Below are 21,162 nucleotides of genomic sequence, written 5' to 3'. Positions count from 1 at the left end.
CTATCTTTTCTCCTTAGCAATTCTGCGAGTCATCCCCATCCCCATGGTGGTTTTCCGTCCCACTCCCGCGTAGAGGGCAAAATCCGCCAGTACATTAATCGCTTTAATCTTTGCGGGTTCCACCTCTCCCAAAAGACGATAGTGAATCTCGCCTACACAACCGAACGACTGGTTTTTATAGGCTTCGTCGGCTAATTTCGTTTGAATATCGAAGAAACTAGGGAAAATCAACTCTAGGGCAATAGAATCGAAGGGGATAGCGCTATAGCGATTCCAACGATTGAGAAGGCTATTAAACACCAGTTCCCGCGTCGGTAAGGCACTATCGAATTTTCCCTGCCGGAAGGTGACGGGGGTGGCGAAAAGGAAATCAAATTCCCGATTCGTTTCCGAGGCGTTTTCATACAGGTATTGATAAGTACAAGAGTTCGCCCAGGGTTGAACCGATTGCGGGGTGGCGAGGACGCTAGTGATAACGAGATCGGCGGAACCGAGATGCCAGGGGTGTTTTGGATTGAGATTCAACCAGAGTGAGGTTAATTTACCGAATAATCGGTCATCGAGCAGAGAAATCCGCCACCAGCAGGGAGTTTCGGGGGCGATTGGCCGTTCGTATCGCCACTGCGGGGAATTTATCGTTTTTCCCCCGGATTGCATCTGTAGTGGCGATAAGGTGAAGGCTTTATCTGCCTCCGATGCGTGCAGAATGTCCCCTAATTCCTGATCGACACTACTGACAAGGGTAAGGAATAGCGCGTGAAGGTGTCGTCCGGTGAGAAAATTCGGATAGATCGGCGATCGGGGTGTGAGATTGAGAACGAGACTGTAGGGCATTAACTTAATCGGGCCTTGGCGAAAATTTGTCCGGGGGTTAGGGTTAAATCGGGGAGGAGAATATCGCTAATTTCGTCATCGCCTTTTTTAATCGCTGGGGGTGCGTCGGGATAGAAAATCGTGATCTGCTTGGCCCGGGGATCGACGATCCAGATACGACTGACTCCCGCTTTTAGGTAGTCCACGGCTTTTTCGCTCAGGCTGCTGAAGGATTGTTCAGGAGAAATAATTTCGATGACTAATTCCGGGGGAACGGGACAAGCTTCATCGGTGAGGGGAATATCTCCTAACCTTTCCGGGGAAATGTAGAGAAGATCGGGAACGGGACACCAATCTCGATCGTTTTTGCTTAGAATGATCGCCCATTCGATTCCCACTTCTCCCCGTCCTTGATTCCAGCGATCAAGTATAGAAGATAAAGCCAGAGTTAAACGAGAATGAAAGAATTTCGGTGACATTTTTGCGATCGCTTCTCCATCGACTAATTCATAGGTAATATCGCCCTCGGGAGCGGTTAGTGAGAAAAATTCCGGTAAAGTGAGGGATTTAGAAGATATAAGAGTCATGGTCAATTTTCAACCGAAGTGATAGGACAATCGAGCGGGAATTTTCAGATCGGGGCGATCGCTTATTTGGTAATATTCCCCGCGCATTCGTACATTACGGATTAAACTAACCGGTGGCATATTGATCACGTCGTAGCCAATCACCTGATGGGTAAACATAACATCGAGAGGATTTAAAGGATAGGGATAGATAAATAAATCCTCTTTTTGTTTTGATAGGGAAAGTTCTGTCAGTTTTACTTCCGCTTTACTCATCCATTTTCCCAAACGAATCCATTTAGGAAGTTGTAGGGGGTGATGGGAAATGATAAAACATTCAAAAACACTTTCGGGAGCGATTTCTCGTATTCTTCCAAATGTTGGTAAGTTAACACTACTCTGTTCCATTCTGACTTGATACCGCAAATCTGCCCATTTGTAAGTGTGCGTAACATAGGCAAAATTAACAGGTTGTGCTGGAGTAACATAAATTCCTTTTTGATTTAGGGGTTCTAAATCTTCTTGATAATGAGGAATATGTTGTGAATCGTGATAACTACTTTTAGCCAATCCTAAAGCATAAGTCAACGCATAATTATGTAAATAATTTTCAGTTGCGTATAAACGACCTAACTCACGGGTTGCAAAGTAAACTGTATCTTGTAAAGTTAATTCGAGATGATAAATGTGCATAGTTTACTATTTCTTTTTGATGACTTTGGCATTTTCAGCATAAGCTAAAGTTTCTTCAGCAACAGCATTTAGCCACTTTTTAAATTGATTTTCATCAGATAAAATAGCTTCAGCTTCTTTTTCAAGAGATGTTAATGATTCTCCCTTAACTAACTGATATAACACGCCATCTTGTTTGATTAAATATTCAATAGCTTGTTCAGTTTTTTCTCTCATTTCTGCTACTCCATAGGGCGGTTTTTTTTCATGAAATAAATCATAGATTTTTTGAGTTAGACGTAAGTTAGCAAAAATATCACCATCAGCAAAAATGATACCAATTAAATGATTTCTCACTTGTCCTGTACGAGTTGTTTGTGCGCCGTAACGTTTAGTACGATAAATGTTATTTAACACATAAAGAAATGTGTTAGGAGTAGGATCTCTTAATGTAACAACAGTGGGAAAAGGGACTTGGGGAATAACATGATCTTGTTCACTAAAACGGTTAGTTGTACTTGTTCCACTTGTCATTGTTCCATCTTCATAAGGCGCATTAAGAGTCATTGTTTGGTGAGATTCTTCATAAGCAGGAACAGCATAAGCAGAGTCAATAAAAACCTTTGATTTTTCTGAACCCGACTCACCTACTGCATAACCATAAATAACACAATCTGGACAACCTCCACAGGGTTCACCGTTGTAAGTACAATCTTCAATTATTTTGTCTTTTTCTTTTTTGGCAATTCGTTCATAGTTGGTTGTAATCTGTTCATAGATTCCATAACGGCGTAATAATTCCCGTCCTGTTAATCTTTCAGGTGTGGTTTGTTTACGTTTAAATAACACCAGACGAGTAATAATATCAGTGCTATCTAACCCTGCTCTTACCCGTGCTACATTTAGCTCACCATCAGTTTTAAAAACTGCATAAGAGTCTGTTTCTCGTAATAGGATAAAGTGAGCATATTTAGCACCTGGAATTTTAGGAATAGAGGTTTGGAAATGAGATTTGTACTGATCAAACATGAGTTTTTTCTCCTATTTAATAATTTATTCTTGATCTTTTTTCTTGCTGTAGGTTTTGACGTAATGAGCTTCGGCGGCTTTACGCAATAAATTAATATGTTGTCGTAATAGCGATCTCTCACCTCTACAGTAATCATAGAAAACTTTATCTAAAAAAGATTCAGCAAAGATTTCTATAAGTTCTTGACGTTTAGCTATATCTTTTCTGATTTCTTCAGGAATATAGCCATCGGTTTGTTTATCAAGTACACCATCAACTAAAGCAATTAAATGACCTTCTATCATTAATTTAAGATCATCTTTTGATATTGTTGGTAAACTATCTAAAACCACTTTTGCCGCTACATTAAAAGGTCTTAGCCTAGCATAAGCAGCAAACCCACTTGCTCGATAAAAGCAAGCATACTGATCTACTAATGTTTGAATCATTGACATTGTATCCTCTCCCCCATAGTATTTAATTAACAAGTAGTAGTAAGTGATCAGTTTATCAGCCAACCAATCTGGTAAACTATTAGATTGAGATTGATCTGTTTGGGATTTTTGAGCTTTTGTTTTTTTATCATTTTCTTGAATTCGATCAGCATAATGAAAAACATAAAGAGGACTGGTATCTAAAGATTGACAAACCGTATTTAACTGGTTCCATACAGGATAGTTACGACTATCTCTGTAAGATTGTGCAGTTAGTGAGTAAATACTAAAAACAGCAGGAATCGCTTTTTCTAGTTCATCTAAACGAAAAATAGTTCGTTTTATTCCGTGTAACCAATAGGTATGGACTCCATCAATAATTACAGTTTCTTTGAAGTCTCCACCTGAGTCATAAAGAGGAATAGGATTACGACTAGCAACTAATTTTACTCCAAAAGTAAGAGGAGCTAGTAAGGCTTTGATTGCTGACATAAACCATGATTCTGTATCTGTAGGTTTTTCTCCTAAATAGGGAATACCTAACAAATAATAACCGTGCATTTTGCCTGTTGCATATTCTTTTTTAGTGCGTCTTTTTAAGTTTTCATTGGGATCATTTCCGATGCGAAAAATATCCATACGAGGAACATAATTAGGATTATAATTTTGCTCAGATAAATCTTTATCTAATTCAGCAAAAGAACTTTGAGCAAAATTTTGGTAAGCTCTCTCCATTATTAAAACTGTTTCTGGAGTAAAGTAATATGCAGGATAAAAATGAAGATAAACAGTTTCATCTTCTGCTGATAAACTAGCATTCATTCCATAGCGTCTTAATAAACTTTCTACTTGACAGATAGTACATTTTCCTCGTTTTGATTCTTGTGTGCTTGTAACTCTTTTATTACTATAACTAGAAAATTCCTCACGAATCTCAAAAGCACTATTACAAATAGCACAAATAGGTTGGCGTTTACGTTGAGCTTTATTCAGATGATAACGTTGTAGTTCTCCTTTAAAATCGTGTTTTTCTGTTGAATCTGTTATTGTTAATATTTGAGAAATATATTTCTCTAAAAAAGCAAATGGTGGTGGACGATCTGGTTTTCCTAACTTTTCTAAAATCTCCTGAACGGTAGTTAACATTATTTGTTCTAATTCGGTTGGACTTAAACTAGAATGTTCTTTAATATAATGTCCTGCAAGATAATACCAACCATAGGGAGTACCACCTGTTTTGGGAATCATTTCCCAGTGTTTTAAGTATTGACTCATATTAAGAGTTTCTAAAATCAATTCAGTACCTTCTTCTAATCCATAAAAATCCTTAATTAGTACAGTTATTGCGTTAAATCCTTCTGCAAAACGATCAGTTTGCAAATTAGCAGGATACTCCCAATCTAAATGTTTTAAATCAGGGTTTTTACTTAAAAAAGCGTTGCTTAATACCTTATCTCGCCTTTCTCCAGTTTTAGCATCTTTTTTATCGTTAATAATAGTAAATGTTCGTCTAATTAAAGTTTCTGATGCTAATTTAATATCAGCAATTTCAATTAAATCAGGTTCATAATAAACGCCTTTTCCAGCACGATCAACTAAATCACCAACTCCTTTGGAAACTATTTCCAAAGTATTATTTCTAACCACTTCGGGAATATCAGACAAATCAGGTTCAGCAGAATCTTTAGGTACAAAATAAGTTACACCATCGGGAAAAAATAAAAACGGTTTCCAATTGACTTTTTCAGTTTGTAGTAAAACTGCGTTGTGAATTGCTTGAGTTAATAAACCTCTATTTTCATTAGTTTTATGACTACGAATTACATATTTCCCTTTAACAGTACGTCTTAAAATTGCTCTCATACTATCTTGTTCTAAATCATCAGGATGATGAGCAATAGACGCAACTAAATCACCAAATCTGACAAAATCAGTTAAATTCATTAGTTGATCTGGTGGTAATTGTAAATCAGGAAAATTAGCAACAGTTAAATTTGCTCCCCTTGCATCTTCTGCATTTTGTGCTAAAAATGCTACATCTTGCCAATAATTTTGATCAATAAAATCCCACAAATGCAAAGCATCTCCCCAAGTCAAAAAAGCATTTTTATACTGTTCCCATTGTTTTCCATCCATACGAGTATTACCCAAACGAGGTAACACAATTTTATTGAGATCGTGCATGGTAATAGCACTTAAATAAAGTTGCTGTTGAAACTGATCTAAATTAGCTAATTTAGCTAACGTCCATCCTCCTAAAGCAGCATTAAGTAAATGCACTGCTAGACTTTGATCTTTTAAATTAACTAGCTTGTTAATAATTTTTTGTCGCTTTTCAAGAGGAATATCTAAATCAGCCGTTAATACTTCAGCAACTTGAAAACTCGTTCCCTTAGCATTTCTTAAACTAAAGTAATCTAAAATATAAGGAAAAACTATTTTAATCCAATCGTTTAAAATTTGATCTTCCTCATTTGTCAATGTATCAAGTGCTAATCTTACTAAAGGTGGTTCTTTAGTTTTTGTAGGATCAGGTACATTATAATTATTAGGCATTAACCAATCGAAATTTTTCATGACTTTCTCCTTAACAAATCATTGTTGTGTTTGTTTTTTGCCAGTATAATAGAGAATCCAAGAGTAAAGCATCCTGACCAAATGCTACACTATGAATCGCACCACGACTATCTTTAATAGGATATAATTCAAAAAGAGCAGGAAGTTTATAAAGTCGTTTTAACTTAGGAATATCATACCTAGTCGGATCAGCGACGCAAGTAGTTAATTTTAAATATTCAAGCTGTTCATTGATTTTTCTAATCTCAGGATGAGGTGCTTGAATCCTAAAACCTACTCTTTGTTGTGCTTGATTAATTTTTTGCTTGTCAAAGTCGTAAGTAAATTGTAATTCTACTTTTTTGTAACTATCTAAATAATTACTAATTATAGCATATAAATTTAAACTATTTTTGTAAAAAGGTTGTTGAAATTTATCACTAATTTTTTTTGCTTCTGATCCAGAAACAAGTTTAAATTCAGTCCCGGATAATAACCGAATTAGACTCGTATTAGTAATAGCGTTAGTCTCTGGTTCATAAACCCATAAATCTAATTGTCCCGTACCTCTAAAAGTTTCTAAATCTTGAATAATGCTAGGGTGTTCTTTTAATTCATTTAATTTGCACCATTTAGGAGTTTCTCCAATAATATTTGATGCTTCATTCCCATAGCGTTCTAATAGGGTTTGATATTGCTCTTTTTGAGTAGTTAATCTTGCATAACGGACTGTTGAAAGTATTTTACCCCAACGGCTTAAATATCTATCAAATTCTTGAGGTTTTTGATAGATATTATTTCTAACTACGTCAAAAAAACTCTCTCGATCAATTTCTGAGTTATTTGCATAAATTTCAGCAAATTTTTCTTTTACCCAATCAGGAACTAAGGCGATTGCTTTATAAATAGGGAAGCCTTCATGTCTTCCTAAACGTCCTAATCTCTGAATAAATGTACCCGAATCTAAAGATTCATAAACCAAAAAATTAATCTCGAAATCTACTCCTACATCTACCGTAGATGTGGCAATAATTAGCTGTTTACTTTCAGAATCTTTCCGAATTTCTAAACTGGTTAATCCTGTATTCTCACCAATAGTAAACTTACAACTATAATTGTTTTTTAAGCTTTTAACAATTCGTTTTGCGGCAAATACACTATTAACAATTAATAAACCTTTTGATGTCGGATAATCTCGAAAAAACTGATTTATTGTTTCTAAATTGTCATTAATCCAGTTTTCAGCACCTCCGCTAGTTTGTTGACAAGCAACTAATTCTAATTCTACATCACGCAAAATACAACGATGAGTTTTACTATCTTTTAAACCATGTTGATAATTTCCCTTAATAACTTTAATAGAAATACCTGCTTTTTCTAAAGCTTCCTGAATTAATTTATCAGGAGTAGCTGAAAGAAAGAGAAACTTAACAGGATATTTTTGAGTGGCATTAGCACGATTGAAAGCAATGCTATCTAATACGTTCGTAACTTGCGCTGAGTTAAAAATATGAAATTCATCAAATACGACATAACGAAAGTAAATAAACCAAGTTTGTGATAAATGAGCAATATTACCTCGATATTGATTATAGAAAAAACGATGAATTAAAGTAAAAATATCAGGATTAGTTAATACTAAATCTGCGTCGTTAGCAATTGTGCGTAAAGTTTCAATTTTGCTAATTCCCTCATTTTTAATGAATTCTGCTAAAGTTTGGCTATTTAATTGATGGGATTCAATTGCTAAATTTAAGTATTGACTCCATTTTTCAACTTGTTTAGCCTGATCTCTAATGAGTTCATTTGTAGGATAAGCAAATAATCCCTTTCCTAAATTTTGAGATTCATAAAACGCTGGTAAAAGTGCTGCTAATGTTTTACCATCTCCAGTTAAGGCAGTATCGAATATAATTTCAATACCAGGATTACAAACAGCGTCCCAGACTTTTTTTTGGTGAATGGCTAATTTAATTTTAGCAATAGGATCGGTTTCCTTTAACAGTTCTGACCACGTTGATAAGAGTTTGATTTTCATTAGTCACCTCAAGATAATCTCATCACCTAACGAGTTATTGGCTCTTGATGCCAGCGTCCATCAGACATCAATCTTAGTAAACTATTGGATAAGTTATCACTCATTTGTTTATAGCATATCACTTTAAAAAGTTAATATTGTAATAAAGAAAGAAATTTACAGATCGAGAGGTTGATCAGCAGCCGACTGTCCGCTAAAATGATAGTCCAGCGATAAAAGCCTCTAAGGAATTGAAAAAATATCGCAATCAAGACTGTAAATAGTCTTTTTTAAGGAATTCCCTAATAGGGATAGCTTGATAATCCCACTTTCCTCCTTTAATCAGCTTTAGGCTTGATTAAATTTTGTTTACTTTGACCGACCCATCGCAAAACATAACGGTCAACTCATCCCCGATTCGAGATTTCCTAAAACGAATAGCGGAATCAGCAATAACCCCGATCACTTCCTTATCCTTCTCAACTATCCTTTGCTCATAGTCCTTTGTCCTCATTTATCATTACAATATAGGTATTGTAGCACAAATATTCTGAAACTACAAGTATATTTTCAAGGTGAACCGCAAAAAAGAAACAATTACACTGTCAATTCCTCCCGGCACGAAGGAGAAGCTAGAGGCGATCGCCCGACGCTTTAACATCTTTTGGGGGAAAAGTCCTAGTCCGTCAGGTCTAATCGCCGCCATCGCCGAAGGAGAACTGGAGATCGGTGAACCTTTTACCCTCTCGGCAAAGCGGGTCGAAGCGATTAAGGAAGCGATCGACCGTCTGGTGCGATCGGGTAACATCGAACCGGCCCAGACTCTTTCTAATTTTCTTTTAGAGAGAGGAAATCTCTCCCCTCAAGAGCGTCGGGAGATTTCCGAACAGGTGAGTCAGTACGATCGCGATTGGCGGCTCACGGTGGAGCGCTATATCCATGACCGGCAAGCTTTTCGGGTAATGTACAAAAATTCTCAGGGACAGACCCTAGAATTTACCGTTCGCTCTGCCGAGATCATGTTTCGGGAAAAAGAATTCTATCTAGAGATCTGGTGTGAGGAAACGGTCGATCTGCCAGAAGAAGATCAGCGAGACTTTCCCGAGCTTGTTCACAATCGCTGTCTTAAATTCTCTCGTATTCAAAGCCTGATCCCGATCGAAGAACAATGGCGAGACAGTCTCGATTTTATAGAAGTACAATTACAATTAGAAAAAGACCTCGTGAAGGCCTATGAAAGGAACACAAGGGATATCGACGACCGAGAGGTAAACGGAAAAAGGATTATAACCCGTAAAGTCTCTAGTCCTTTTTGGTTAATTCGGGAGATTTTACCCTACGGAGATCGCTGTATTGTACTTACACCAGAGCCATTACGCAACCGGATCAAACAAATTTTATTTAAATCTCGTCAACAGTACGAATAGGAGTAAGGTGTGCGATGCGACGGTAATATCGCCCTCGGGAGCGGTTAGTGAGAAAAATTCCGGTAAAGTGAGGGGTTTAGAAGAGATAAGAGTCATGGTCAATTTTCAACCGAAGCGATAGGACAATCGAGCGGGAATTTTGAGATCGGGGCGATCGCTTATTTGGTAATATTCCCCGCGCATTCTTACATTACGGATTAAACTAACGGGAGGCATATTAATCACGTCGTAGCCAATCACCTGATGGGTAAACATAACATCGAGAGGATTTAAAGGATAGGGATAGATAAATAAATCCTCTTTTTGTTTTGATAGGGAAAGTTCTGTCAGTTTTACTTCCGCTTTACTCATCCATTTTCCCAAACGAATCCATTTAGGAAGTTGTAGGGGGTGATGGGAAATGATAAAACATTCAAAAACACTTTCGGGAGCGATTTCTTTAGCCCTGCCAAAACTAGGAATATTTTTCTGGGTTTTTTCCATCTCCACATGATAGTTATTATTGGCATATTTCCAAGTATTGAGAACCGCCGTATGAACGATCGCCCGTGCGGGAGTGACATAAATTTTCTCTTCGTTAAGAGGATTTAAATGTTCTTGGTACTGGGGAATCTGTTCGGAACAGAAGTAACGATAACTATCGCTATTTACCAATCCCAAAGCATAACAGAGCGCGTAATTATGAATTACGGGTTCGCTTTCGTAGAGTCTGCCGATTTCACGGGTTGCGTAATAAAGACTATCGTGCAGTTCTAATTGACAGGAATAAATATGTACCATAATGATAGGGTGGGCGACACCCACCCGACGAAATTAGCTATTTTTTCTCGGCTTTCTTTTTCTCGATATATTGTTTAAAGTATTTTTTTGACTCCTTATTTGCTTGATCTAGAACCGATAAAATTCCTGCTTCCGTAGCCGTGAGAGTTTTCACCTCAGTTAATAAAGGTTGAAAATTTTCCCCGATAAAATCGGTATGAACGATAAATTCTTCCGCCATTAATGCTTGTATTGCCTCGGTGGCTTTTTCCATAACTAAATCCTCGTCTAAGGGATCGATCGAGTGTAATACTTCATCGGGAAGGCGATCATATATTGCCTGTGTCCAGCGCAAATTACTAACAATTTCCCCATCAGCAAAAATAACACCGATAAGCTCATTTCTTACCCGTCCCGTCCGGGTGGTTTGTGCGCCGTAGTGACGGGTACGCAGGATGTTATTAAAAACATAGAGAAAACCCGCTTCTGTCGGATCTTTTAAAGTGACAATACTAGGGAAAAACACCTGCGGACGGATGTGATCCTGCTGGTTAATTCGGCTAGTCACTTCTCCTACTTTTGTGTCATTTTCTCCCTTTGATGCCATGGTACCGTTCTCGTAGGGAGCGTTTAAAGTAAAACTTTCATGGGATTCATCAAAGGGTGTGATCGAAAAAGCCGTATCTACTACTACTTTCGATTTTTCTGAACCAGAATCACCGATGGCAAAACCATAAATAATACAGTCGGGGTTATTCATGGCAAATTTTACATTGTACTCACATTCTTCGGCGGTAATTAATTTGTAGTTTCTGAGTAATTCTCGACCGACTAAACGTTCTGGAGTTGATTGCTTCCGTTTAAACATCGATAAACGACTAATCGTTTTTTTGCTATCAATTCCCGCACGAACACGAGCTTTATTTAGCTCTCCATCTGTTTGAAATAAAGGATAAGATTCTGTGACTCGAATCGTCAAAAAGTGAACGTATTTTCCCATCGGTTTGTAGGGAATCTCGCTATGAAAGAATTTAGAATTGAGGGTTTTCAGTAAAGACATGGTAGGTACTCCTTGAATTAATTATTGTTTTCAGAATCTTCATCCACAGTTTGACCCTGGACTTTTAACTCTTGATTTTCTCTGTCCTGTTCGAGACGGTAAAGAAATTCGCAGGTATCGCGAATAAGGTTTAATTGTCTGCCGGCTAGACGCGCTCGATCGCCCTTAAAAGAACCCTCGAACACATCGATCACAAAATAACGAGCAAAAGACAATATTTTCTGTCTTTCCTGTTCTCGATCGGATAGAATCCAGCGACCTTCTGCTGTAGAAGCATGAACCCGATTCATTAAGCTGGCCACTTCCGCCGCTACTACAGAAACTAGGGCTTCTCCCTGATACATTCCTCCTTTGAGAATCGTATCTGCAGCCACATCGATCGGTTTTAAAACTGCGTTCGCTTTCGGGTTATATCGTTTATTAGCTCGATAGAATTGACGATACAATTCGGTTAATTTTTTCGGGTGATTTAACGGGGATTGCTCTTCCATATTAATTGTGAAATTAGAACGGTGAACTTCTGTAACGTAAGGATCGAAACAAGGATAAAAATCGTAGAGATACAGAGCGATTCGATTAGCGCTCGGTATATCGGCATCTTTGCCCCGTTTCCACTGTTTAAGGTAATGAAAAACATAGAGAGGACTGGTTTCTAAATTGATAGCGAGTTCCGTTAATTTGCCCCAATTGGGGTCATAACCCGTCTTACCCTGCTTCGAGTTTACGTCTAAATGAATAGAATAGGCTGCGGTTAGGGTATTTAAGGGGGCGGAATATTTTTTTCCGTCATTATCTTGCCATGGGTTCAAGACTCGATCGAGACGGAATCGATCGCGTCGAGTTAAAGACCGGATCGCTTGGGGCGCACTGTCGAGAAATACCGTCTCTTCAAATTCCGCACCGTCGCGATAGGGAGGAATAGGAGACTCAGAAACCACCGTTTTGACATCTAGAATCATCGGGAAAGCTAATCCTAACCATGCCGGCATGATCCATGATTCCGTATCGGTGGGATCGCGGCCCGGAGGTAGGGCCATAAAATAAAAGGTTAGGGGTTTATCTTCGGGATAGGATAGTTTAAAAGTGCGGTCTTTTTTGCCATCTTCCTCCTCGTTAATTGTTTCCTTTTTCTGCCTTAATTTTTCATCGATCAGGAAACTATCGACACTCTGATAACGGGTTCGATCGAAGTTAGCGACTAGATCCTTATCGACAAAGTGCAACTTTATCGAGCTATCAAAACGAGTTTGAGCGATGTTAGCGTAGGCTTTTTGTAAAAAACTATTGGTTTCGGGAGTAAAATAATAGGTGGGGTAAAAGTACAGATAGCGATATTTGCCCTCCTCGAAACGTTTTCCTACCGCTTGGGTTTGATTCATAAGAATCTGACGCAACATCATTTCCGTTCCCGCGATACTGGAAATGTTTCGTTTGGCGTTCGAGCCTGCCAGCATTTGTTTATTAGTATAGACTTGGGGAGTAAAAAGAACCGCCGATTCCATCTGTTCGCTGACACTATAGGGAGAATGGGAGATCGAACAGAGAAGTTGACGGCCGCGACCTTGTTTTTTAGCGGCGTTGTAGTGGTTTAATTCTTTCTGGAAGGTTTCGATCGAGTGGGCCAATTCCCGACCGGGTAACTGCACCACTTGATTAACCCACTCTCGCAAATCCTCCCAACCATCGGGTAAGTTATATCCCGCAACTATGGCGGCGATTTTTGCGGCGAGAAAAGCGATTAAATCTTCTGCAACGGGTCTAATATCCTCGATTCCGGGATGCTGTTTCAGGTATTGCGCCGCTAGATAATACCATTCGTAGGGAACCCCTCCCGTATTGCCTTTCAGTTTGAGTTCTTTTAACGATTCATTAATACGCTTGATCGCTCGGATTTGTGGCAGATAATTTTCTAGATTCCAATAATGCGCGATCTCGCTAATTAAATCTAAATCCGGCGGTGCGGGTAAGTTTTTCTGCAATTTTCGCGCCTGTTCGATTTTTTCCAGGCGATCGCCCCAGATTTTCCGCGTCACCACGTCCCCGAATTCCGCTAGGCGATCGATGCGGATATCATCTTCACAATGAAAATCGTAATCCGTCGGTAAAACGCCCTGTTGTTGAAATTTAATCAGGTTTTCGCCGCGACTTCCGGCCACGGACGCTTTATTATCACCGAGGATGCGAAGGGTGGCGTTGAGGGCAGCGCGCATTAACCCGGCATCGTCGAAAAATTGGCTGTAGTAATCTGCGTATTTCATCCCCTTGCCATCTCGGCCGAATCCCGTTTGTTTACGCTGTAATTCACCGCTACAGAGGGATTTAATCGTGTCCACCACTCGATTCGGTAAGGTTTCTAGGGACACTTCTGGCGCGTTTTTGGGGGCGATATAGATAACTCCCGTAGGCAAGTAAAGTAAAGGCTGATAGTCTAGTTCTTGATGTGCTTCCATCACCGCGTTATTAAGTACGTTCGTCAGTACCCCGCGGTTTTCGGCGATGCTGTGGTAAGTGAATTTTAGTTCCCCATCGCTGAGGCTGTATAAAAGGTCTTGTAACGAGGCTTTTTCCGCATCGTGGGGGTGTTTAATAATGGATGCGAGGCGATCGGCTAGACAGGCAAGATCGCATAGACTCTCTATAACGCGATCGTTTAAACGAACATTTAACCCATCCTCAGAAGTGTTAAGGTCGGTGTCATTACGGCGTTGGGTGTTTTTGGCAATATATAGTAGATCATCAAGATATTCTAACCATCGTTCGGGATTATCTGGAAATAAGAAACGATCTAATCCCAATTCGGGAATTAGTACCTGTAGAATCTCCCGATGTTCTTCCCTAGATAATTTACGAGGGTCTTGATTTTTAAACGGATCTTGAATGAAATCTCGCTGAACTTGTATATATCTCTCTGACATGGACGGGAAGCGATCGTAAGAGAATTTCTCGAAATCATGAACAAGAAATCCTGCTATGGCCAATCTTCTTTCGAACTCTTTAATTATCTGCCGCACCGTAGTATTAAGCTTTTGTAAGCGTTTCTCGATGAGATTGGCAGGAAATAACCCATTAAGTAAATGAGTATTTAGAGATTGATCACCAGCGTTATCCCGTTTAGCTTTAGGTTTGTTTCTCAATTCACGACCGCGATCAACTGCCTCAATAAAATTTCCTCCTTTTGCCGTTACCCCGATCGCTAATCGGAGTAAATTGGGTAATACCATTTCGGCAAAATCTGCCATAACTCGATCGTCGGGGTTTTCGGCTCGAATCGCCTCCCGTAGGAGTTTTAGGGTTAGCAGTTGGCGAACAGTTTCGACTCGGCGATCGCTTACTGATTCAGTAATCCCCAAATCTTCGGAAACAAGAGATTCTAAATCAATATCCTCGAACTCAAAATCCAGATCTTCATCGTCAATTTCTGTAGTGTTATCGAATAGATTTAACTGTCCCGTTTCCTCTAATTTTTTTTGTTTTTTAGGCATCTTTCACCTCTAGAGAGTCTAAATAGTCGGTAATTTGTTTGAGATAAAGCGGAAATTGAGATAAAGCGATCGGAATCGCCTTAAAAACAAGTTCATTATTGATCGCCTCGTATTGATGCACTAAACGATTTCGCATTCCTGATGATTTCGCCAACTCCCCGGCTAGTTCTCTGGTAGTTAAACCATTTTTACCAGCTTCTATAAAAGAATCGTAATAGGTAGCGGGAGTTACGTTATGTAATTGTAAAAGAAGATAGCTATTAATATCGGAAGATGACTCTACCAATAATTCTATCAATCTCTCAACCATAAGTTGATAGTCAAAATTGTCCAAATACTCTGATAGAGTAACGCTCTCGAACCCCCGTAATCGATTAAGATATTTGATCATCAAACGAATTCTAACGGTGACTATCTCCCTTTCCATCGTTTAAACTCCCCATTGTTTGAGCCAAAGATCGATACTGTCTTTTTGAATCTTTCGGAATTTAGCGGTATCGGCGTACTCTTTCCAAGCGCGTACACGAAATTTTAAAAAGTCTCCCGTATTTTTTTCATAGATAAGTTTTCCATCTCGTGCGACTTGATACTTCATTAATGGAGAACAGCGATCGAGTTCAATTAGATCGATCAAATCACGGTTTATCTCAAACAATTCACTCAAGATAGAGAGAGAAGTTAAGTAATCATTACTGATTTCCTTAATATGTGTTTGTCTGTTTGTTTCATCGTGTGAAATTGCCAAATCCCAATCGCTATCAGGTCTATGCTCTCCACGCGCTCTAGAACCGAAGAGAATTAATAGTTTTAAATTCGGTAGTTTTTCCACAGTCGTGGTTATTCTATTGATTGTATTGATAATTTTCAATTCTTTCGTATTTTTAACCATTTTCTGCCTCCAAGGAATCTAGATATTGAACGATCGAGCGTTGGTAGCGGGGATAATCTCGTAAAATATTAGCGATCGAGGAATGAACGATATCGGGATCAATTTTCTTGTATAGGTGTACGAGTAAGTTTCTTAATTTAATAGACTCGGCCAGTTGAACGGCTAGGTGTTCTTCTAAGATTCCCAGTTCTACGATTTGAAATAATGCGTCGCGAGCATTATTCGGAGACTCGATATCTAAACATTTTAAAATCTGGTAATTGATATCGATGCCAGTTTGAACGATAAGCTGAATTAACCTTTCTATGGCTAATTGACGTTCTCTTAATGTACGATAATCCTCTAAGGTGATCGAACCGTACTCGCTAAGTTCGGCGAGGTATTGATTCATGATGTTTAATTCGTCTATCGCAATCAGAGGTTGAATAGCATTTACACTCCTTTTTCTCGTAGAGAAATCTCTAGATTATTCCGTAATTGACGGTATAACGCTTTCGATTCTTCAGGATTCATGAGAAATTTTTCTTTAAATCCCTCGAATATTCCCGTTTCCCGTTCGTATAGAAGTTGACCATCCCGCGCGACATAATGAGCGAGGATCGGCGAACATTCTTTTAAATCAATCACATCAATTTTGTCCTCGGGAATCTCTAAAGCTTGTTCGAGTAGTGTATAAATTTTCAACAGACTCGAAATATCCTTGCGATCACTTCTTTCCTCGTATAAAACAGCGAAATCCCAATCGCTATCAGGTTTATGCTCTCCACGCGCTCTAGAACCGAAGAGAATTAATAGTTTTAAATTCGGTAGTTTTTCGACAATAGCCGTAATTTTTTCTACTAGCCTATTCATATTTAGCCCCTATCAAAAAAAATGGCAAGAATCCGATGGATATATCGATCGATGTCCCTAGCGTCTGTCTATGTCTATTATCAAACGCGGAGGAAGCAAAGAGCAACTAAATCCCAGAAAAAGTGTCCGTACACTTTGACTCCCTCATCTCTTGTTTGATGGCTAATCTTCAGAAGGTGTGTAAAAAGAGAGTTGTTCTTCTAAAAACTGGTTGTGAGCCTTGTTATATCGATATTCGTGAGCTATAGGTTCAATTCCCTCGAATTTGTTTTCAAGTTCCTCAAGTCTATTTTTAATATCGATAAGCTCCTCTGATGTTTTGTCAGTCCCGCAACAATTTTTGATTATTTCTATAGCAAGGGCTTGTTTTTCTTGCTGCTGACCAATTACCAGTACAATTGTTTGCTTGCTTTCATTGTTTAATGCCTCCATGAGCGGATGATTCAGGGTGTACTCGAAAGGGTGATCGAGAAAGATGAGAGTAAGCTCTTGGGATTTAGGCAGGTTCATAGATTTTTAAGTGGTTTGGTTTATTGGTTTATTCTATCTCAATGGTAAAATAGGGATCATGATAAAGGTATAAACGGATGCATTCGGCTAACTAAAACATTCTCTTCTCTCCTCCATAATACTAAATTCTGTTTACAAGGCATAGGGGAGCGAGGATCGGGGAGAAATAATCCATAACTTGGGAGTTGACCACATATCTATGATATAACATGATATGGGTAGTTAGGACAGAATAAAAAACTGGAAAATTTAGAAAAACCCCTTTTAGGGATTGAAAAAGCCGTATGCAAGCTTTTCAATGAACCCTTTTTTCCGTTTTTTTTCAAATAAAGGGCAAAATCCCTATTAGGGATCGATAATCTCTTTTTTACTTTCCCTTTCTTTTTCTCGTTCCTCCAATGTCACTCGTGCGTAGGCCTGCAATTCCTTAACTCGTTCGGGGGTCAAATCGGAAATCCATTCCCCGCGTTCGTAAGATTCAAGATAATCTCGTTCTTCCGGGTCGAGATTACTAATATCCGTTCGTTTTTTATATATTATGAGCGAGTCTAGCGGTTCCTCGTGCGAACGAGCATTAGGATTATTCATGGTTATCGATCTTCTGATAAGTGTTGTTTAGTGACCTCAAACGGCATCAACAGATCCACACCTCACCCCCTTGACCTTTGAACCGATGAGCGAGAGTATCCAACAACAAAGCCGATTGACCGATCGCTATAGAATAGGGAGACAGGGGAGAATGAATACTACTCTCGTCACTAATCGGATAGATACCAAAGTGCATCGGTAATTGTAAGCGTTGGCGAACTGCAGCGACGGGATAGGCAAGAACGAAGCTAACCAGAGCCTGATCCCGTAACTCCCGACTAATTCGATCGAGCCAAGGATTATCTGGTTGCCAAACACCGATTCCCGTCAAAACCTGTACTTTCCACGCGGAGGCGATCTCGCCTAAATCGCCGTCGTAGGTAAAGCGCCAGTTTAACCTTTCCTCTCGATATCCCTTTAAATTCAGAAACGCGAGACAATAATCGAAACGTCTGCGCGCGATCGGTGTTTTCGTGGCCTCGATCTGGCGCTTAAACTCGCCTTTTCTCCACACCTCCACCTCTAGATTACCGAGAATACTGGGTAAATCGTAGGTTTTAAAGCGATCGCATTCCTCCGGTTCCGTCGAATCGTATAACCCGCATAGTAACGGACTTGACCCGCGAAAACTAGACGCATCCTCGAAAATCGGATTACCGTTTTTCCCCGATAACTCCTTCCATTCGTCGGCCCATCCTTTCACCCGACCGGCGACCCGTTTTAAACTGGTATCGAAAACCTCCTCGCATTCCTGTTGAAACTTCTGGCGACTTTCCCCGTATTGGGATTTGATCTTCGGACTCCCTAAATTCCACCAGAGTTGAAATGATTGTACCGCTCCCCAACGTTGGTAATAACCCTCGAAATTATTGATATGACGGTAGTTACTCTTGATGGCCTCCTGTAGCTGAATTCGGTCATACCGTTCCCCGACTTGTAACGGTGCGTCTTTCTTCTCGAATAACCGTTCTAGGAAAAATTTCGGAACCAGAGCGATCGCTGTGAAGTTAGCAAATTTTACCGCCGTTCCCTTTCGATCGTAGCCGCTGTGACGGCCTAAACGGCCGAAACGTTGAATAAAATTTCCCGCATCCGACGACTCGAAAATGAGAAAATTAATCTTGAAGTCCACCCCCACATCGATGGTACTCGTTCCGATCACCAGATCACGATTTAACGATGCCAACTTCTCCCGCGTTCCCGAAAGACCCGTATTTTCCCCCACTGTTAAACCGATAGTCGCCAATAATTCTCGGAAAATCGGCAGCAGACGTTTAACCGAAGCGATCGAATTGAGAATAATCGCGCCCTTGCTGCCGGGGTATCGCTTAAAATAGTCTAAAATTCGCTCTTTATTTTCCTTCAACCAATTTTCCGAAGTTTGAAAACTCGACGGTAAAGGAATAAAAGATAGCTCGATTTCCGAGGTTACTTGTCGCCATCCCTGTTGAGCGAGGGAATTGGCCTCTTCTGGGGTATCGGGAAACCGGTATTTTCCTTCTCTTACCGGGTCGATCGATCGATAGCGAAACCCCGCTTTATCCAATCGTTTTAGTAAACTCTCGTCGGGAGTTGCGGACAAAAACAGGTATCGTTTCCCACGATTGGCCCGTCGGATTAGAAGCATGGTATTGATTATGCTGGCGACCTGTGGCGTGCCGAAAACGTGAAATTCATCGAATAGGAAGAGATCGAAATGTTTATCGATCCGGTTCCATAGCTGATCGGGGTTATCGTAGGGGGTTAAATAGGCCCCCCGATGCAGATAATGGAAAATATCGGGGTTAGTTAAGAGAATTTCCGACTGTTTCGATCGAGTCTCTAGAGCGATCGCTTTCGTTTTCCCATCCCGTTCGGCGTACAATTCCAACTCGGGCCCGGTTAAAAGATTGACCCGGGGTTGATCCGTTGGTTGAAATCGTTGAATATATGCCTCGATCTGACCCCGCTGATCCCGCGCTAGTTCGTTGGTTGGGTAGAGTCCCATAATCGGGAAATATCCTTGCAAAGTTCGCAGGTAGGCCGCTAGACTTTTCCCGTCCCCCGTCATGGCCGTATTGAAAATCACATCGATATCGGGATCGTTGAGTGCTTTCCACGTCTCCACCTGATGCCACGATAACCGCCATCCTTGCGGAACCTTGATCCCGTCTGGTATCTCGTCTGCGGGACAGGAATAGACTGGCCTGAGCTTTACTTGATAATTTACCATGAATTTCTGTCCGTAAATCCTTGCTATCTTCCATAATAACCACGATAATAGGGATGGACAAGTACCTTAACAGAAAAAGTGTCCGTACACTTATAAACTATGAGCCGGATAGGACAATCGATCACTTTATCGGTCAGTGAAAAAGAAAAACAGGCCCTAGAAATCCTTGCCAGTGAATTCGGGCTATTTTGGGGAGATAAACCGAATATATCGAAGTTAATCAAAGAAATTGCCCGTAATAAGCTTAAAATCGCTCCTAATCACGACTGGAAGCCCGAGCGCTTGCAGATGCTCCAACAGGCGATCGATTTTCTCATCGATGCTGGACAAATCCCCATCGCCCTAGAACTAACTAAACTACTATTAGAACGGAGCGAACTGTCGGGACCCTTACGGAAAGAGCTAGAACGTAGCCTCGATAATCCTCCCCCGCCATGGCGGTTAGAACTCGATCGCTGCATTCTCCGACAACAACCGTTTCAGTTATCCTATCAGGATGCCGGCGATCGAATCTGGGAATTCCATCTTTACCATGCCGCTATCAATCGTCACGAGGATCGCTTATATCTCGATTGTTGGTGCGAGGAAACCGAGGGAAATCAAGATATTTCCGAACTACACCATAATTGGAGTTTAAGGATCGATCGAATCCCCAACGATTCCTTAATTACCCCGATCCCTAGGGCCAAATGGCGCAATCAGCTTGATAGTGTGTCGGCCGAGTTTCACCTGTTCGATGGATTAGCTCGATCGTACCGGACTAAAAGCGCTATCGATATCGCCGACGAATTGATCTCGAACGATCCCCCCATCCGGCAGATTACCCGACAGATAACGAGTAGCTTCTGGTTTTTCCGCGAGATTCTCCCCTACGGGGAAGATTGCTTGTTGATCTCCCCGGAAAAAGTCCGCAAGCGTTTCTCTGACAAGGTGCAGCGGCTTTATCGACGCTACGAGTCCTGAAAAGATTTTCGTCCCTGCTGAATCAAGATACGATACTAAATGCTGTTTAAAATATAAGAAAGTGGGCGTTGTCAGATCAGAATAGGAAAGATGCCATGCAATCCTTGTTATCAAAGTAATTTCATTTCCGGTGCTGATTCGGAGCATCTTTCAATTTGACAACGCCATCTAGAAAATCTATCCAACGTCTATCCTACTGCATTTAATCTTGGTTTTGAGGGTGTTGGGTAACAGCCACCAACCCAACCGACAAGATCAGCGTACTGCTACCCAGTGCCTTCGCCATCACACTTGATTCCGAACTGGTGAGCAAGTTGTGACAAAAACATATTTTTCGTTTGTTGCGTTTGTTG

Annotated in this window: 18 protein-coding genes; 2 read left to right on the top strand and 16 right to left on the bottom strand. The window is 40.2% G+C overall.

The window, feature by feature from the left end:
- From cas6 to cas3 (ACQY1X_RS21210), 6 genes are read right to left on the bottom strand one after another with little or no spacing between them, the layout of a single operon-like run.
- Complete coding sequence (gene cas6, locus ACQY1X_RS21235) at positions 1–834, bottom strand: CRISPR-associated endoribonuclease Cas6 (RefSeq protein WP_430015124.1); 834 nt, start codon at positions 832–834, stop codon at positions 1–3.
- Complete coding sequence (locus tag ACQY1X_RS21230; RefSeq protein WP_430015123.1) at positions 834–1,400, bottom strand: Uma2 family endonuclease; 567 nt, start codon at positions 1,398–1,400, stop codon at positions 834–836. The genes cas6 and ACQY1X_RS21230 overlap by 1 nt, the downstream gene beginning before the upstream one ends.
- 9 nt (positions 1,401–1,409) lie before the next feature.
- Positions 1,410–2,072 carry a type I-D CRISPR-associated protein Cas5/Csc1 gene (gene cas5d / locus ACQY1X_RS21225; protein ID WP_430015122.1) on the bottom strand — a complete coding sequence of 221 codons (663 nt, stop codon included), beginning with the start codon at positions 2,070–2,072 and terminating at the stop codon, positions 1,410–1,412.
- 6 nt (positions 2,073–2,078) lie between these two features.
- Complete coding sequence (cas7d, locus tag ACQY1X_RS21220; RefSeq protein ID WP_072924198.1) at positions 2,079–3,080, bottom strand: type I-D CRISPR-associated protein Cas7/Csc2; 1,002 nt, start codon at positions 3,078–3,080, stop codon at positions 2,079–2,081.
- A 24-nt stretch (positions 3,081–3,104) separates the two neighbouring features.
- Complete coding sequence (cas10d, locus tag ACQY1X_RS21215; protein ID WP_430015121.1) at positions 3,105–6,071, bottom strand: type I-D CRISPR-associated protein Cas10d/Csc3; 2,967 nt, start codon at positions 6,069–6,071, stop codon at positions 3,105–3,107.
- Between the two features lie 10 nt (positions 6,072–6,081).
- Entirely contained in the window at positions 6,082–8,088 is a 2,007-nt protein-coding gene (gene cas3 / locus ACQY1X_RS21210) for a type I-D CRISPR-associated helicase Cas3' (RefSeq protein ID WP_430015120.1), read from the bottom strand.
- A gap of 554 nt (positions 8,089–8,642) precedes the next feature.
- Between cas3 (ACQY1X_RS21210) and ACQY1X_RS21205 the strand changes: the two genes are divergently transcribed.
- On the top strand, positions 8,643–9,494 hold the full coding sequence (locus ACQY1X_RS21205; protein ID WP_430015119.1) for a helix-turn-helix transcriptional regulator: 852 nt from the start codon (positions 8,643–8,645) through the stop codon (positions 9,492–9,494).
- Positions 9,495–9,599: 105 nt separating this feature from the next.
- Here ACQY1X_RS21205 and cas5d (ACQY1X_RS21200) read toward each other — a convergent pair whose 3' ends face one another.
- The 10 genes from cas5d (ACQY1X_RS21200) to cas3 (ACQY1X_RS21155) all read right to left on the bottom strand — a co-directional run bounded on the left by cas5d (ACQY1X_RS21200) (position 9,600) and on the right by cas3 (ACQY1X_RS21155) (position 19,846).
- Entirely contained in the window at positions 9,600–10,274 is a 675-nt protein-coding gene (gene cas5d / locus ACQY1X_RS21200) for a type I-D CRISPR-associated protein Cas5/Csc1 (protein ID WP_012266047.1), read from the bottom strand.
- Positions 10,275–10,311: 37 nt separating this feature from the next.
- Positions 10,312–11,313 (bottom strand): type I-D CRISPR-associated protein Cas7/Csc2, encoded by a 1,002-nt coding sequence (gene cas7d / locus ACQY1X_RS21195; RefSeq protein ID WP_430015118.1) that lies wholly within the window; start codon positions 11,311–11,313, stop codon positions 10,312–10,314.
- Between the two features lie 17 nt (positions 11,314–11,330).
- The gene (gene cas10d / locus ACQY1X_RS21190) at positions 11,331–14,795 is read right to left on the bottom strand and encodes a type I-D CRISPR-associated protein Cas10d/Csc3 (RefSeq protein ID WP_430015117.1); all 3,465 of its coding nucleotides are present in this window, start codon (positions 14,793–14,795) and stop codon (positions 11,331–11,333) included.
- Positions 14,788–15,222 carry a type VII toxin-antitoxin system HepT family RNase toxin gene (gene hepT, locus ACQY1X_RS21185; protein ID WP_430015116.1) on the bottom strand — a complete coding sequence of 145 codons (435 nt, stop codon included), beginning with the start codon at positions 15,220–15,222 and terminating at the stop codon, positions 14,788–14,790. The genes cas10d (ACQY1X_RS21190) and hepT (ACQY1X_RS21185) overlap by 8 nt, the downstream gene beginning before the upstream one ends.
- Before the next feature lie 3 nt (positions 15,223–15,225).
- Complete coding sequence (gene mntA, locus ACQY1X_RS21180; protein WP_430015115.1) at positions 15,226–15,684, bottom strand: type VII toxin-antitoxin system MntA family adenylyltransferase antitoxin; 459 nt, start codon at positions 15,682–15,684, stop codon at positions 15,226–15,228.
- Positions 15,677–16,075 carry a type VII toxin-antitoxin system HepT family RNase toxin gene (gene hepT / locus ACQY1X_RS21175; RefSeq protein WP_002791882.1) on the bottom strand — a complete coding sequence of 133 codons (399 nt, stop codon included), beginning with the start codon at positions 16,073–16,075 and terminating at the stop codon, positions 15,677–15,679. Before hepT (ACQY1X_RS21175) ends, mntA (ACQY1X_RS21180) begins: the two co-directional genes overlap by 8 nt.
- 41 nt (positions 16,076–16,116) lie before the next feature.
- The gene (gene mntA, locus ACQY1X_RS21170) at positions 16,117–16,536 is read right to left on the bottom strand and encodes a type VII toxin-antitoxin system MntA family adenylyltransferase antitoxin (RefSeq protein WP_194016404.1); all 420 of its coding nucleotides are present in this window, start codon (positions 16,534–16,536) and stop codon (positions 16,117–16,119) included.
- Positions 16,537–16,698: 162 nt separating this feature from the next.
- The gene (locus ACQY1X_RS21165) at positions 16,699–17,046 is read right to left on the bottom strand and encodes a hypothetical protein (RefSeq protein WP_002742891.1); all 348 of its coding nucleotides are present in this window, start codon (positions 17,044–17,046) and stop codon (positions 16,699–16,701) included.
- Positions 17,047–17,391: 345 nt separating this feature from the next.
- A complete protein-coding gene (locus ACQY1X_RS21160; protein ID WP_002742893.1) occupies positions 17,392–17,634 on the bottom strand; it encodes a hypothetical protein in 243 nt (80 codons plus the stop codon).
- Between the two features lie 46 nt (positions 17,635–17,680).
- Complete coding sequence (cas3, locus tag ACQY1X_RS21155; RefSeq protein WP_430015114.1) at positions 17,681–19,846, bottom strand: type I-D CRISPR-associated helicase Cas3'; 2,166 nt, start codon at positions 19,844–19,846, stop codon at positions 17,681–17,683.
- A gap of 99 nt (positions 19,847–19,945) precedes the next feature.
- Between cas3 (ACQY1X_RS21155) and ACQY1X_RS21150 the strand changes: the two genes are divergently transcribed.
- Entirely contained in the window at positions 19,946–20,809 is an 864-nt protein-coding gene (locus ACQY1X_RS21150; protein WP_430013506.1) for a WYL domain-containing protein, read from the top strand.
- Positions 20,810–21,162: the final 353 nt, after the last annotated feature.

It is taken from the genome of Microcystis protocystis FBCC-A270, assembly GCF_050500235.1.
In the GTDB taxonomy this organism is placed as follows: Bacteria; Cyanobacteriota; Cyanobacteriia; order Cyanobacteriales; family Microcystaceae; genus Microcystis; species Microcystis ichthyoblabe_A.
Note: the sequence above shows the minus strand (reverse complement) of the source record. Positions and strands in the feature narration are given on the sequence as shown.